This is a genomic window from Methanoculleus sp. MH98A, from assembly GCF_000691865.1.
GTDB lineage: Archaea > Halobacteriota > Methanomicrobia > Methanomicrobiales > Methanoculleaceae > Methanoculleus.
This window is the reverse complement of record NZ_JMIO01000017.1, coordinates 1-14,359: the sequence shown is the minus strand read 5'-3', so window position 1 is coordinate 14,359 and position 14,359 is coordinate 1. Positions and strand designations below refer to the sequence as shown.

12 protein-coding genes and 2 pseudogenes are annotated in these 14,359 nt (G+C 64.5%); 13 read left to right on the top strand and 1 reads right to left on the bottom strand.

What is annotated here, in order from left to right; genetic code table 11:
* Positions 1-8: 8 nt before the first annotated feature.
* Positions 9-866, top strand: a pseudogene (locus EI28_RS14670) (FAD-dependent oxidoreductase); the annotation flags it as partial.
* Between the two features lie 341 nt (positions 867-1,207).
* Here the strand turns inward: EI28_RS14670 and EI28_RS03475 are convergent.
* Entirely contained in the window at positions 1,208-2,968 is a 1,761-nt protein-coding gene (locus tag EI28_RS03475) for a putative manganese-dependent inorganic diphosphatase (RefSeq protein ID WP_231476562.1), read from the bottom strand.
* Between the two features lie 130 nt (positions 2,969-3,098).
* Between EI28_RS03475 and EI28_RS03470 the strand changes: the two genes are divergently transcribed.
* The 12 genes and pseudogenes from EI28_RS03470 to EI28_RS14350 form a co-directional block, all read left to right on the top strand.
* Positions 3,099-4,238, top strand: coding sequence for a COG1361 S-layer family protein (locus tag EI28_RS03470; protein ID WP_048112683.1), 1,140 nt, complete (start codon positions 3,099-3,101; stop codon positions 4,236-4,238).
* Positions 4,235-4,909 carry an ABC transporter ATP-binding protein gene (locus EI28_RS03465; protein WP_048112681.1) on the top strand — a complete coding sequence of 225 codons (675 nt, stop codon included), beginning with the start codon at positions 4,235-4,237 and terminating at the stop codon, positions 4,907-4,909. Before EI28_RS03470 ends, EI28_RS03465 begins: the two co-directional genes overlap by 4 nt.
* A complete protein-coding gene (locus tag EI28_RS03460; protein WP_082223066.1) occupies positions 4,909-6,108 on the top strand; it encodes an ABC transporter permease in 1,200 nt (399 codons plus the stop codon). Before EI28_RS03465 ends, EI28_RS03460 begins: the two co-directional genes overlap by 1 nt.
* A 15-nt stretch (positions 6,109-6,123) precedes the next feature.
* Positions 6,124-7,317: an ABC transporter permease gene (locus tag EI28_RS03455; protein WP_048112678.1), complete on the top strand. Its 1,194-nt coding sequence runs from the start codon at positions 6,124-6,126 to the stop codon at positions 7,315-7,317.
* An 82-nt stretch (positions 7,318-7,399) separates the two neighbouring features.
* Positions 7,400-7,654, top strand: coding sequence for a DUF3303 domain-containing protein (locus EI28_RS03450; RefSeq protein WP_048112731.1), 255 nt, complete (start codon positions 7,400-7,402; stop codon positions 7,652-7,654).
* Positions 7,655-7,911: 257 nt separating this feature from the next.
* Entirely contained in the window at positions 7,912-9,081 is a 1,170-nt protein-coding gene (locus EI28_RS03445; protein WP_231476561.1) for a hypothetical protein, read from the top strand.
* 46 nt (positions 9,082-9,127) lie between these two features.
* Positions 9,128-10,093: a phosphatase PAP2 family protein gene (locus EI28_RS03440; protein WP_048112675.1), complete on the top strand. Its 966-nt coding sequence runs from the start codon at positions 9,128-9,130 to the stop codon at positions 10,091-10,093.
* A 36-nt stretch (positions 10,094-10,129) separates the two neighbouring features.
* Positions 10,130-10,741, top strand: coding sequence for a hypothetical protein (locus EI28_RS03435; protein WP_048112673.1), 612 nt, complete (start codon positions 10,130-10,132; stop codon positions 10,739-10,741).
* Positions 10,742-10,788: 47 nt separating this feature from the next.
* A complete protein-coding gene (locus EI28_RS03430) occupies positions 10,789-11,247 on the top strand; it encodes an NfeD family protein (RefSeq protein WP_048112671.1) in 459 nt (152 codons plus the stop codon).
* A gap of 1 nt (position 11,248) precedes the next feature.
* Entirely contained in the window at positions 11,249-12,340 is a 1,092-nt protein-coding gene (locus tag EI28_RS03425) for an SPFH domain-containing protein (RefSeq protein ID WP_048112668.1), read from the top strand.
* 194 nt (positions 12,341-12,534) lie between these two features.
* Entirely contained in the window at positions 12,535-13,800 is a 1,266-nt protein-coding gene (locus EI28_RS03420; RefSeq protein WP_048112666.1) for an ABC transporter substrate-binding protein, read from the top strand.
* A 236-nt stretch (positions 13,801-14,036) separates the two neighbouring features.
* Positions 14,037-14,359 (top strand): annotated as a pseudogene (locus EI28_RS14350) (hypothetical protein); the annotation flags it as partial.

The following is a 14,359-nucleotide window of genomic DNA, read 5'->3' as shown; positions in this document are numbered from 1 at the left end:
TACAGACCATGATCGTCGTCATCGGCGGCGGGCCCGCGGGAAGGCTCGGGGCGATGCACCTCGCACAGGCCGGGGAGGAGGTCAGACTCGTCGAGCAGCGCAGCATCGGCGGGCAGTGCCTTCACGAGCGATGCATGACGATCTGCGCCTTAAACGATGTTGCGCGTCTCATCGAGTGCGCTAAAACCCATAAGGATCTCGGCATCCTCGACTCGGTTCCGTCCGTCTCGTACCCGGCCATCCGGGAACGTATCTGCGAAGTCCAGGAGAAACTCTCCTCGGTTCTCGACGCGGAGACCCGCCGGGCGGGGGTCGAGGTGATCTACGGAGCCGTTGGCCGGCTGGAGGGGAACCGTGTCTTCATCGGCGACGAGGAGGTCCGGGCCGACGCGGTCATCGCGGCCACCGGGTCGCGGTCGGCAATCCCCGAGATCCCCGGCACCGATCTTACCGGCGTCTATACCTACCAGACACTCCCCGCCATGCCCGATCTCCCCCGCCGCATGGCCGTTATCGGCGGCGGGGTGGTGGCGGCGGAGTTCGCCCACGTATTCCATGCCTTCGGGGTCGAGGTCGAGATAATCGCCCGGCACGGGCTGCTCCGCGATCTCGACGAGAAGATGCGGTCCGCTGCGCTCCGCGACCTTGCGGGGGTCGGCGTCCGCGAAGAGACCTCTGTTGCAGGCATCGAAGGCGGCGGTCGGGTCCGCTCGGTTCTTCTCGCCGACGGCGAGGAGCTTGAGGCCGATGCCGTCCTGCTCGCAACCGGGCTCGTCCCCCGCTCGGAGACGCTTCAGGGTCTCGAGAAGGGTCCGGACGGGGCGGTCATCGTTGATTCGCGGATGCGCACGAGCGTGGAGAACGTCTACGCCGCCGGAGACGTCATCGGCCCGCCCTACCTCACCCCTGCGGCCCGGAGGGAGGGCGTGGTGGCGGCCGAGAACATCCTCGGGCGCGACACAGTCATGAACTACGAGGGCATTCCGCAGGCGATGAGCCTCCGTTACGACTACGCCTTCGCCGCGGCCGGTGACGGCGACGGAGGCGTCACCCTCTCGGCCCCCGCTCCCGCGGGCCCCGGATCGTTCTGGGATGTCGCGGGGGGCTGGGCGGGGCTTGCCCAGGTCCGGGTCGATCCCGCGACCGGCCGGGTCACCGGGGCGGCCGCCGCCGTCCCCGGGGCGTCGATCCTCCTCTCCTACATCGGCTACCTGATGAAGCGGGGCATCACCGTCGACGACTTCGACGATATCGTCGAGGTCCATCCTCGACCGACGGCGTCTACGGGCTCGCGCGCTACGCTGCGGGGATGCTCAAGAAGAGGGAAGAGTGATTCGTCCCGGCGGCTAGAGCTGCCGGAACATCTGCCGAACTTCGGGATGAAATCTTTTTTGCGGGACATGATGCCCTTGAGCCGGACGGGCTGGTTGCGCAGGTTCAGTTTGGTGATGCAGGCCTCGTCCCCGGCGGCGAAGAGGTCGCTTGCGTTACTAAAGACGTTCGTGAAGAGGGCGAAGAAGCAGTCGACCCCCATCGTCGTCCGCAGGTGATCCAGTTCGGCGCGGATCTCGTCGGCGTGGGTCTCTGCGAACTCAAACGACGACGTCATCACCTGCGAGACCATGATGCTCCGCCCGAAGAGGTTGTATCGCTTCATGTCGCGGGTGAGGAGTTCGTCCTTGGGGAGGGCGTCGAGGTCCATGCCCTTCCGGATCAGTTCCGGCCCGTACTCGGCCGGATCGACCCCGGCGATACCCGCGAGGTAGTCGGCCGCCCGGATATCCACGGGGGTGGTCGTCGAGAGTTTCATCACCATCGTGTCCGAGAGGATCCCCGAAAGGAGGAGCCCGGCGGTCGACGGCGTGGGCTCCACGCCGGCCTCGATGAACTTGTTCGCCACGATCGTCGAGGTCGACCCCACGGGGTCGTTGAGGAACTTCACCGGTTTTAAGGTCGAGATCGCCCCGAGGCGGTGGTGGTCGATGATCTCGAGGATATCCGCCTGCTCGATCCCGTCCACGGCCTGGGAGTACTCGTTGTGGTCGAGGAGGATCACCGACTTCTGGACGTCCTGCATCAGCGTCGTCCGGGATATGAGCCCGATATGCCTTCTCTCTTCCCCGACGACGCAGGCCGTCCTGAACTTGGAGTTCGAGACGACCCCTTTCGCATACTCAAGCGAGTCTTCCAGCCGTACCGTGGGGACGTCGGTCTCCATGATCATGCTTGCGGGGAGAGAGAGGCTGATCATCTTGCCGACGCTGAACGCGTCGAGCGTCGTCGAGAGCACCGAGGCGCCCCTCGTCCGCGCGGCGTCGATCACCCGCTCGCCCACCGGCGCTCCTTCGGCGATGATGAGCGCGGCGACCCCCGCCGATATCAGCGCGAGCTGGGCGGGTTCGTTGTCCCCGACGATCGCGATGTCTTCGGGCGTCATCCGCGAGAGGGTGACGTGCAGGGCGTCGATGACGGTGTAGACCCGGCCTTCCCCGAGCGTCTCGCGCGACGGGACGACGATCCGGGCGTCGAGGATGCGGGCGAGGGTCTCCAGCGGCATCGGGATGAGGGAGAGTTGCTCCCGGGGATTCTTCCGGACGTAGGCCCGGGCGAGGCCGTACTCGCTGACGAGGCCGACCAGGGTCTCGTTCCCGTCCGTGATCGGCATGTTCCGCATGTCGTAGGTGTCCATCAGGGCGGCGACGTCGACCGTCGGGACGTCCTGGCGGACGCTCCGGGTGTCGAGCGGTATGTCCGATACGGTGGGTTCGACGCTCGCTACGTAGACCGGTGCCTCGGCGCCGAACGTCTCGAGCGCAAACTTCGCCTCCGGGCTTACCTCCCCGCACCGGGCGGGAATATATTTTCCCGGTTCGGCGTGGTTGCGGAGCTCGGCGTAGCCGATGACGCTGCAGATGCTGTCGGTGTCGGGCTGTTTGTGGCCGATGATGATGATTTTGTTCTGTCCCATGCTCTCCTCGGAACCCCGGCGGGGCGACGGTTGTCTCCAGAGGTATCGCCTTCTGCCGTCAAAGGTTTTATCCCGGCCTCCGGGTGGTGCGGGGGTAACGTTGAAGTAGAGGCTCTCTCCATTCTCCCGTGTGGGAACCGATCGCCCCGGGCCTGTTTCGGCCCTGCTCATCCTGGCATGCCTCCTCATCTCCCCGGCTGCTGGAGCCCCGGGAGACGTGACGGTGACGTCCGTTGCGGTCGAGCCGGAAGTCCTGATGCCGGGCGACTCGGGCTTCGTCACGGTCACCGTGCAGAACACCGGCCCGTCCACCCTCCCGCTCGGCAGGGCCCGCCTCTACGAGGACGGCGTCGTCCCGACGAGTGAGCCCTATCCCTCGGTCGGGGATCTCGGGGCGGGCCTCAACCGGACGTTCACCTTCGCCGTCCGTGCGGACGCTCCCGACGGAACTTACTACCCCCGTTTCTCCCTCGATCTCCGGGAGAACGGAACCCTCAGCCACCCGGTTCCTGTCCGGGTGGACGGCACCCCGCTTGAGGCGTCGGTGGCCGATAGACCGGACGCCTTCGCTGCCGGGAGGGAGGCCGCCATCGCCGTTCAGGTCGGCAACCCACGGCCGAACGCCGCCTCGGGCGTCCGGGTGATCCCCGAGGGCGCGAACTTCTCCGTCACGCCGGGTAGCGCGTTCATCGGGACCCTGGAACCCGACGCGTCCGGAACCGTCGCCTTCAACCTGACCCCGGCGGCGGAGACGAACGTCACGTTCCGGGTGGTCTGGCGCAACGGGATCAACACCCACGCCGCCGATATCGTTCTGCCGGTCGCGTTCGGCGAGGACGGACGGGAGGCCGATCCCATCGTCACCAACGTCGAAGTCGTCGTGGAAGGAGAGATCTACCGGGCGACGGGCGACGTCATGAACGCGGGGCTCGAGCCGGCCCGTTCGGTCACCATCTCCCCGGGTGCGCCCGCGACGCCCGTCGACCCGTTCCGGGTCTATGTGGTCGGAACGCTTGATTCCGACGACATCTCGACGTTCGAGGTTACGTTCCGCGCCGGTGCCGGTGTGACCGAGATCCCGCTCGTCGTCGACTACCGGGACGGCGATGGTAACCCCTACTCCGTCGAGCGGCCGATCTCGCTCGAGAACCGCACCGCAGAGGAGGGCGCCGATGCCGGGCTACCTGTTACAGCCGTTGCCGCCGTGGCGCTGGTCGTCGTCGCCGCCGGCCTGGCGGCCCTCTGGTATATCCGGAGGCGGCGGCGGTGAGCGGCGAGCCCATCCTCCGGTTCGAGGAGGTCAGCAAGATCTATCCCCTCCCGGCAGGCGACGTCGTGGCGCTCGACCTCGTCTCCCTCACCGTCGATCCGGGCGAGTTCATCGCCGTTATGGGGCCTTCGGGGTCAGGGAAGTCGACGCTCCTGAACCTGATGGGCTGTCTCGACGTCCCGACCCGCGGGAAGATCTACCTCTCCGGGCAGGAGATCTCAAGAATGAGCGACGACGACCTCACCCGGCTCCGGCGCGACCGCATCGGGTTCGTTTTCCAGCAGTTCAACCTGATCCCGCTGCTCTCGGCGGTCGAGAACGTCGAATTCCCCATCATCCTCACCACCGACCGGGAGGAGAGCCGGCGCCGGGCGATCGAGGTCATGCGGGCGATGCACCTCAACGACGCCCTCTTTACCCACAGGCCGGCCGAGCTCTCGGGCGGCGAGCAGCAACGGGTCGCCATCGCCCGCGCGCTCGTGAACGACCCCGACCTCCTTCTCTGCGACGAGCCGACCGGGAACCTGGACTCAAAGACCGGGACGGCGATCATGGAGATTCTCGCGGAGGAGAACCGGGAGGGCAAGACGGTCATCATGGTCACTCACGACCCCAACGTCGCCGCATACGCCCGCCGCACGATCCGGATCGTCGACGGGAGGCTGGCATAGTGTTCTTCTCGTTCGCGGTCAGGAACTTAAAACGGCACTGGATACGCTCGGCTCTCTCGATCATCGGGATCGTCATCGGCGTCGTCGCCATCGCCTCCCTCGGCATCATGGGCAACAGCATCAACCTCCTCGTCGCGAACGTCATCACCGACGTCGGCGATACCATCGTGATCACGCCGCACACCGCGATCGGCGGGACCTTTGCCGGAGACCCACGGACGGCAGTGGACGCCGCCATCCCCGTCCGCGAGGTCGAGGAGATCCGGCGGGCGGCAAACCCGCATAGGACAATCCCGGTGCTCCAGGGAGCCGACGAGGTGGAGTTCGGCCGCGGCGAGAGCGGGTATACCCAGATCATCGGGCTCGCATCGGACGATATTCCCATCCTGCTCGACCTCGCGGACGGGCAGTACCCCCGGCAGAACCAGCCGGGCGCGCTCGTCGGGACATACCTCGCCGCGGAGTACGACGTAGCCCCGGGCTCCAGGCTCACGATCGGGAACGAGAGCATCCGGGTTGCCGGCGTGCTTGCGGAGCGCGGGTTTGCCGCCGACATCAACCCGGACTACGCGATCGTCGTTCCCGACGGCTGGTACGAGAGCCACTTCGGGGCCAGGGACACCTACCCGATGGTCATCGTCAGGGTCGGCGACGCGGAAGAGATCGACGCCGTGAAAGAGGCGATAGATAGCCGGATCAACCGGCGCGAGGACATTGTAGATATACTCGATTCGCGCGACATGCTCCGGCAGTATGAGGAGATCTACCAGCAGATCACGGTGTTTCTCGTCGGGATCGGGGGGATATCACTCATCGTCGCCGCCGTCAACATCTTGAACGTCATGTACATCTCGGTGACCGAGCGCATCCGCGAGATCGGCGTCATGAGGAGCATCGGGGCGCTGCGGCGGGAGGTTCTGCGGATGTTCCTCTACGAAGCGGTGATCCTCGGGCTCATCGGAAGCATCATCGGCGGTGTTCTGAGCACCGCCTTCGGCTACCTGATCAGCCTCGCCGCGGTCGAGGTTTTCACGGCCGGGACGACATTCGGCGAGAACATCACGGTCTTCGACCTGAGCGCGGTCGGATATATCGTCTTCGGGATGGCGTTCGGTATAGGGACGAGCATCGCCGCCGGGTTTTACCCGGCCTGGAATGCTTCGCAGCTCGCTCCGGTCGATGCGATGCGGCAGAAATGAGAGGTGTGACGGGGCATGATCTTCTTCGATCTCGCGGTCAGGAACCTCAAACGGCACAAGGTCCGCTCGGTCCTCGCAACGGTCGGCATCATCATCGGCGTGATAGCCATCGCCTCCCTCGGCGTCATGGGAAGCAGCCTCTCGGTGCTCTTCAGCGGGATGGTCTCCGACGTGAGCGACACCTTGCTCGTCACCCCGCACCTCGCGGCATCGAGCGGCGACCCGTTCGACCCCAGAAACACCCTTGCCGCACGCATCTCCGATAAAAACCTGGGGCTGATAGAGAAGGCCGCGGGAGAGCACCGCGTCGTCCCCATGATTCTCGCATCGGACCGGCTGCATGTGCGGGATGCGAGCGGCTACGTGACGATGTATGCCATGCCGGCGGCCGACATCCCGTTCCTGCTGGAAGAAGAAGCCGGGATCTATCCGCAGGGGAGGTCGTCGGGGGTGATGGTGGGCTCGCTCCTCGCAGACGAACTCGATCTCCACCCCGGGAGCCGCATCGAGGTCGGGGGCGAAAGCGTCCGTGTCGTGGGGATCGCGGCGGAGCGGGGGATGGCGATCGATATCAACCCCGACTACGCCGTCATCGTCACGGAGGACTGGTATACGGAGCGGCATGGGGGGCAGGACTACAGCCGTGTCGTCGTCAAGGTCGGCGATCTCTCGGAGATCGAAGGGGTGAAGGCCGCCATCGACCAGCAGATCAACCGCAGGAAGGAGGTCGTGGACGTCCTCGACTCGCGCGAGATCCTGGAGATCTTCTACGAGACCACCGACGCCATCAACATCTTCCTCCTCGGCATCGGTGCGGTTTCGCTCCTCGTCGCGAGCGTGAGCATCTTGAACGTCATGATCATCTCGGTCACGGAGCGGACGGGGGAGATCGGGCTGATGCGGAGCATCGGGGCGCGAAAACGGGAGGTTCTGCGGATGTTCCTCTACGAGAGCCTTGTCCTCGGGATCGCAGGGAGCATCGCCGGCGGCATCGTGAGCATAGCGGTCGCCTACTACGTCACCACCACGGTAGCGGAGTACCTCACCGACTTCGCCATGTCGGCAGGGGCGGGCATCCCCGTTACCGTGGTGATCGGCTACGTCGCCTTTGCAATGGCGTTCGGAACGGCAACCAGCATCGTCGCCGGGTTCTACCCGGCATGGAAAGCGGCGCAGTTGAACCCCATCGAGGCGCTCCGCTACGAGTGACGGGCTCGCCCGGGGGGGTGGGGGCCGGCCACCGGTGCAGGATTTTTATACCTGAGATGATATGGGGGAGCCGGTGAAGACGATGTTGTTTGTCCTGTGGTATCAGTTCGAACCGGAGCACGCGCACCAGGTTCTGGAACTCTGGAAGCACTTTAAGTTCCCCTCGGATGTGAACGTCCTCCAGCGCTACCTCCTCATCGGGAGGCACATGTCGGTTGCCGTCTTCGAGGCGCCGGACGAGCGCTCCATCTTAAAGATCACCGCGCCGTTCAGTTCGTACGGCGTTGCCCATGTCGTGCCGGCAATGACGCTCGACGAAGCGATCAAGACGGTCTGATCCCGGGCCCTGCCCGGCACCGGAACTCTCCTCTTTTCCCGCCCTGTTCGAGTTCGCCTCCTTCCTAACCCTGCTGCGAGGCCGGGCGTGGCGAACCCCCTCGCGGCGGTGAGACCATGCGTAATTTCATAGTCCTGGAGACCGGAAACTCTATGAGCACTTATAGGATGATAGACTTCCCTGTCAGGAAGTGCTCCGACCCCCATCCGGTCCCCAATACGATAACAATACCCGGCTGTGTGAAACGAATGTTGCAAATGATTACGTGGCTCGACAAAAACTTCAGCTCGCTCCAGCCGACGCGGGCGATCATCATGAGAGCGCTGCGCCACCTGCGCCCTGCGGATCGAAAAAAACTCTTCTCGGAGGATATCCCCGAGATGCGGACCGCCGAAGGGCGGTGGTTCGAGGCGATCGTCTACGAGATGATCCTTGATCTCTCTCTGCAGACCGACCTCATCCTCTCCATCGTGGCCCGGGGTGCCGACGGGCCCGCCAAAGTCCGGCGTGCGCAACTCGGTCAGAACGGGCTCTTCTACTCAAACATCGGGGATATCAAGGTCCGGGGGAACGGCCAGGATCTCGCCGAGGTCGATCTTGTGCTCGTCGATCATACCGGGGCGCTGACGTTTGGAGAGATCATCACGTCTCCTGCCGACCTAAAAGAGTTCGAGGCGGAGATCCGCTACAAAAAACAACTCTTCGGCTACCTCTACGGGCAGCCTACCGTGCCGTTCCTCCTCATCTCCTCGGTCGATATCTCCCGGACGGCGGTCGTCCGCCGTCTCCTCAAGGAACCCGACAACGTTCTCCTCACCACCCCGACCTGCGAGGACTTGAAGGCCCTTATCCGGCAGCGGGACTTAAAAAGGAGTCCTACCCGCCGGATCAAGCACGAAAAACTGATATCCATCAAGGACATGCCGCCCCGCCGGCCGTTCGACTACAAGAAACTGCATGACGAGCGGCTGCAGAGCATCATCTCCACCGTCACCTCGAAGAAAGGCGTCGGGGAACTCGGCACCCCGGACGAGATCCCGCCGATCGTGAAGAAAGTCCTCTTCGGGGGACTTTACCCCTCCGCCGTCCGGATGCTCGATGCCCGATACCCCATCCGCATCAAAGGGAAGACCTATGACCCGGATACGATCCAGAAACAGTTCTCGAAGGTCATCCTTGCCGTGAACATCCCGGATTACCGACCGATCATCTATCTCCGGACCCGGAAGAAGAAGGAGTACCTCAAGATGGTGCCGAACAAGACGGGCGGGTTCAAGTTCGAGAGCCGGCGGACGCCCCATATGGCAGGCTTCTTCCTCTGGCTCGAGTCCGTTCAGCCGTCGATCGGGGCCGAGCTGACGCGGGAACTCCTCGACGCGTTCCCCGCGGTCCACGTCCCGGAAGCGGTCATGAACGGAAGATCCTAATCGACCGCTTCCACGGGTTCCGGGAAGCGGTACCGGCAGGCAGCGTATGACGGATATCGGGATCGTCCTCATCCAGGCTCTCCAGGCCCAGGCCGTGTGGCTCGAGGTGCCGATGCGGTTCTTCTCGTTCCTCGGGGACCCGGAGTTCTACCTGCTGATCATCGCGCTCATCTACTGGTGCTGGGACACGCGTCTCGGGCTCCGTCTGGCCCTCCTTATGGGGATATCCGGCGGGCTCAACCAGGCCCTCAAGGTTGCGTTCCACCTCCCCCGTCCCTACTGGGTCTGTCCGGGGGTCAGGGCGCTCGGGAGCAACCCGTCGTTCGGGCTGCCGTCGGCGCACGCTCAGGGGTCGGCGGTGCTCTGGGGGCTGCTCGCCGCCGACGCCCGGTGGAAGTGGTTCACCGCCTTCGCCGTCGGGATGGCCTTTCTCATCGGCGGGTCGAGGGTGTTCCTCGGTGTTCATTTCCCGACCGATGTCCTTGCGGGCTGGGCGATCGGCGCCGCCGTCCTCCTCGCGTTCCTCGCTCTCGAGGAACCGGTGGGCCGCCGGATCGCCGCCCTTCCCCTCTCAGGAAGGGTGCTTGCCGCATTTGCAGGGTCGCTCGCCCTGGCCATGGCCTCGTTTGGTGCTCTCGCGGCCCTCGGGGACTGGGAGGTTCCCGCCTCCTGGGCGGCGGGGGCGCTCGAGCGGTCCGGGGAGCCGATCAACCCGCTCCTTCTCCTGGACGCAGTCACGGCGTCGGGGCTTTTCTTCGGGTTTGCGGCCGGTGCGGCGGCGGATCGCCATCCGGGGAGCATGTGCGCGAGAGGGAAGGGGTCGGTCCGCCTCTTCCGCTACGCCTTCGGGATCCTGGTGACCGGGGCGATCTGGTACGGGCTGGGGTCCCTTGTCCCCCCCGATCCGCTTCCCGCAACCTACGCCCTCCAGTACCTCCGGGCCGCCGTCGCCGGTGCCTGGGTCTCGTTCGGCGCCCCGGCGCTCTTTGCCCGATACGGCCCGGGCACGTAACGCCGGGTATATATCCCCTCCAGACGAGGATCTGGTATGGATTCGGCGGAAGGCGGTCTCACGGTGCTCGAAGGGATCATCCTCTGCGTTGTGGCGGTCCTGCTTGCCGTGCTTGCGGTCCACGCCCTGAACGCTCCCCCCGGCCATCCGGTGGGCTTCGTCTACTCTGCACTCGAGGAGACCGGGGGATGCCTGATGGTCTCCGGCGAGGTCTACGGTTACGCGCTCACCGGTGGAACCGTCGACGGCGTCGCCCTCGCCTGCGACCGGCCCGACCCCTCAAGGATGGGGGCGGTCTCCTGCAGCGTCCGCCTCTTCGTCGGCGATATGGGGAGCGTCGATATGGGCTGCGCCGCGCTCGAGGTCGCCACCGCTGAAGGCACCGAGCGTCTCGAAAGGACTCAAGAGGCGCCGGTATGGCCCGGGAACTGGACGATCGTCAGGATGGGACACACGATCCCGTTTCTGCAGGCGGACGGCGACACGCTCCTTGAGCTGGGGGAACAGTTCGACCTGGTCATCTATCCCTCCCGGCCGCTTGCGCCCGGCGAGAAGTTCCTGATCCGGATCGCCCCGCCCGGGGCCGTCCCGCTCACGGTCGAACGCGCCGTGCCGCCCCGGCTCACGCCGGTGACGGATCTCGGGTAAAAACCATCCTTCAGCAGGCTTTTATAGGCGAAAGCCGACTCACTCCTATGCTTGCAGAGGGGATCGCTCTCGGCTGGATTCTAATCGTGCTCGGAGCGGTACTGCTCCTGGTGGAGGTCTACCAGCCCGGGTTCTTCATCGCCGTCCCCGCGACGGTCATGATCATTCTCGGGGTTCTCCTCCTCCTCGGCGTCGACATCCTCACGTCTCCCTGGGGTCTCGTCGTCGGGGTCCTCGCTGCGATTGTGGCGGCTTCGGTCACCGTATGGCTCTACGGCCGCCTCACGCCAGGTCAGGAACCGCCGACGACCCTCTCCCGGGACTCGCTTGTCGGCCTCGAGGGGACGGTGGTCGCAGCGGTCGATGCGGAGACGCTCACGGGGAAGGTGCGGCTGGGGAGCATGGAATGGAGCGCCCGATCTGAATCGGGAGAGATCCCGGTCGGGAGAAAAGTTATTGTCGTGCGTTCCGAAGGGGTGCACGTCGTCGTGAAGGAGGTAGTTTAAGATGCTTTTTACCGGAGAATTTCCATGGACCGGGCTCATCACGGTCTTTCTCATCATCGTCATCATCATCATCTTCGCCCGTGGCGTGGTGATCGTCCAGCCGTACGAACAGGGGCTCCAGATCCGCCTGGGTCGATATATCGGGAGGATGAACCCCGGCTTCCGGTGGGTCGTTCCGCTGATCACGGTGGTCAAGAAACTCGACCTCCGCACAGAGGTGATGGACGTCCCGCGGCAGGAGGTGATCACGAAGGACAACTCCCCGACGAACGTCGACGCGATCGTCTATGTCCGAATAATCGATCCCGAGAAGGCCTACTTTGAGGTGATGAACTACCGGTCGGCGACGGTGGCGCTGGCGCAGACGAGCCTGCGCGGGATCATCGGCGACATGGAACTCGACGAGGTCCTCTACAACCGGGACGTCATCAACGCCCGTCTCCGGGACATCCTGGACCGGGAGACCGATGCCTGGGGCGTCAAAGTCGAGCGGGTGGAGATCAAGGAGGTCGACCCGGTGGGCGCGGTCAAGCAGGCGATGACCGAGCAGACCGCGGCCGAGCGTGAGCGGCGTGCGGCGATCCTCCGTGCGGACGGCGAGAAGCGTGCGGCGATCCTCCGTGCCGAAGGGAGCAGGCAGAGCATCATCCTGGAGGCCGAGGGCGAGCGGCAGAGCAAGATCCTGCGGGCCGAGGGTGAACGGCTATCGAGGATCCTGCAGGCGCAGGGGGAGGCGCAGGGGCTGCGCATCCTCTCGGTCGGTGCCCGGCCGCTGGATAAGCGGGCAATCACCGTCCTCTCTCTCGATGCCTTAAAGCAGATGGCCGAGGGCCAGGCGACGAAGATCATCTTCCCGTTCGAACTCTCGAGCGTCGTCAAGCAGGCAGCAGAATACCTCGGTGCCACTGCCGAGACCGCAGATGTTCCGGAAGGGACGGAACTGCCGCCGGAGGATATTCTCGGGGAGGTTCCGGGCAGGGACGTGGTCAGGACCGCAGAGGAGGCGGTCAAGAGCATCGAGACCGATATCGACGTGGAGATGCAGAAGAAGTCGCGGGACCTGATGCGGCAGGGGGAGGACGAGGAGCTGTAAGCCCCGTTCCTCGCCTGTTTTTGGACTCGACCGCATCCCGTTACCATCCGCGTCGGTCGGGCACGCGCCCGGCGTGAGCGGCCTTCGATGCCTGCGGGTGAAATGTTTCCTTAAAGGCTATTTTTGGGCCTAATCTGCCGTGCTTCTGCGCTTCAAAACGAAATGATTATTCTTTTTCTCATAAAGTAAATCCTATGAGCGAGGTTTCAGCAGCATTCGTGATTACCCTTCTTGCAGCGGTTGTCTTCGCCTGCGGGTGCACCGGAACAGAGGCCGGTCCCGGACAGCAGGGAGAGGCAGTGCAGGATATCGTCGTCGGCGCTCTCCTGCCCCTCACCGGAGACTACTCCGGGGGCGGGGAGGCGAGCCGGGTCGCCCTCGAGGTGGCCGCCGGGGACATCAACGATTACTTCGTCTCGATCGGGTCGGATCACCGTGTCGGAATAATCATCGAGGACACAAAGGCCGATCCCGCCGTCGCGCTGGAGAAACTCAAGACGCTTGAAAAGCAGGGGACGAGAATTGTTATCAGCCCCGGAACCAGCGCCGAACTGGAGGCGATCCGGACGTATGCCAACGAGCACGGGATCCTGATCGTCAGCACCATGAGCACGGCGCCGTCGCTTGCGATTGCGGGTGACAACGTCTACCGGTTCGTGCCGCCGGACACCTACCAGGCCGACGTCATGGCGTACTACCTGAGAGAGCAGGGAGTAACGGTGATCCTGCCGGTCTGGCGCGGCGACGTCTGGGGCGACGAACTGGAGAAACTGACGACGGCGGCGTTTGTGAGAGGCGGCGGCAAGGTCCTCGACGGCGCCCGGTATACGCCGGAGCAGGAGGAGTATAGCGCGATAGCGGCGGACCTCGATGCCCGGGTGGCCGAGGCGATCGCGGTGCACGGGAAAGAGAACGTCGCCGTCTACCTGGTCAGCCTCGACGAGGCGGACAGGATCATGGAGGCGGCTCTCGCGACAGAGAACCTGCCGGAGATCCGGTGGTACGGGTGCGACGGGAACGTCCTCCTCGACGAACTGGTGACGGGCGAGCCCGCCCGCTTTGCGGAGCAGACAGGGTTTACCTCCCCGGCGCTCTGGAACCAGGAGGGTGTTGCGTCGAACACGGCCACCATCCAGGAGATGCGGGAACTCCTTGGGCGGCACCCCGACGGGTACGGTCTTGCGACCTATGATGCGCTCTGGATCGTCACCATGGCCAGGATAGAGACCGATACCGCGGACGCCGCCATGCTGAAGGCCGCACTCGAGAGAACCGCAGGGGAATCCGGCGGCCCCCTGTTCGGGCCGGCGCACCTGAACGGTGCCGGCGACCTGTCGAATGCGCACTACACCTTCTGGACGGTGGGTGCCGACGGCGACGCCTACCGGTGGGTGCCGACCGTCCAGTACGGTATCGCGTCGGCCGGCGCCACCCCGGAACTCGAGTGGGTCGGCGCCTGAATGCCGGGGCACTCCCCCGGTTCTTTTCTTTAGCATCGTGCCGGTTCAGTTTCATCCCCCGCACGGCGCACTTTAATGGTCGAAGCGGAAAACATGACGGTGCAGGTGTGAAGTTGCCCTCGTGGCGACGGGAACCGCCCATGAGCGAACGTGATGGTGTTCACGTCGTGCCCGCCAAACTACTGGGGAGGAACTTCGGTGCGGTTATGTAATAAGGGATATTAATCATAGAAACAGTGGCCATGAGTTCAAGACCATTTCATCCGCCGGGAACGTTCCCCGTTGTTGCCGAGAGACAGTTTTTTATCAATAAGACCGGGCAGGATCAGCCGCTGGAGGACTACGTGCCGGCCGAGATCTTTGAAGTGGCCAGGACTGATGGGCAGCGGGCCATCCCGAAGATAGCAAAGGATCTCTCACTGATAAAAGAGATCGAGGCCATCTCCGGCAACCTGCCGACGAACCACCGTTTTGTAAATGCGGATAGCCGCGAGCTTGCATTTCTTCCCGATGAGAGTGTTCACCTGGTCGTGACGTCGCCTCCCTACTGGACTCTGAA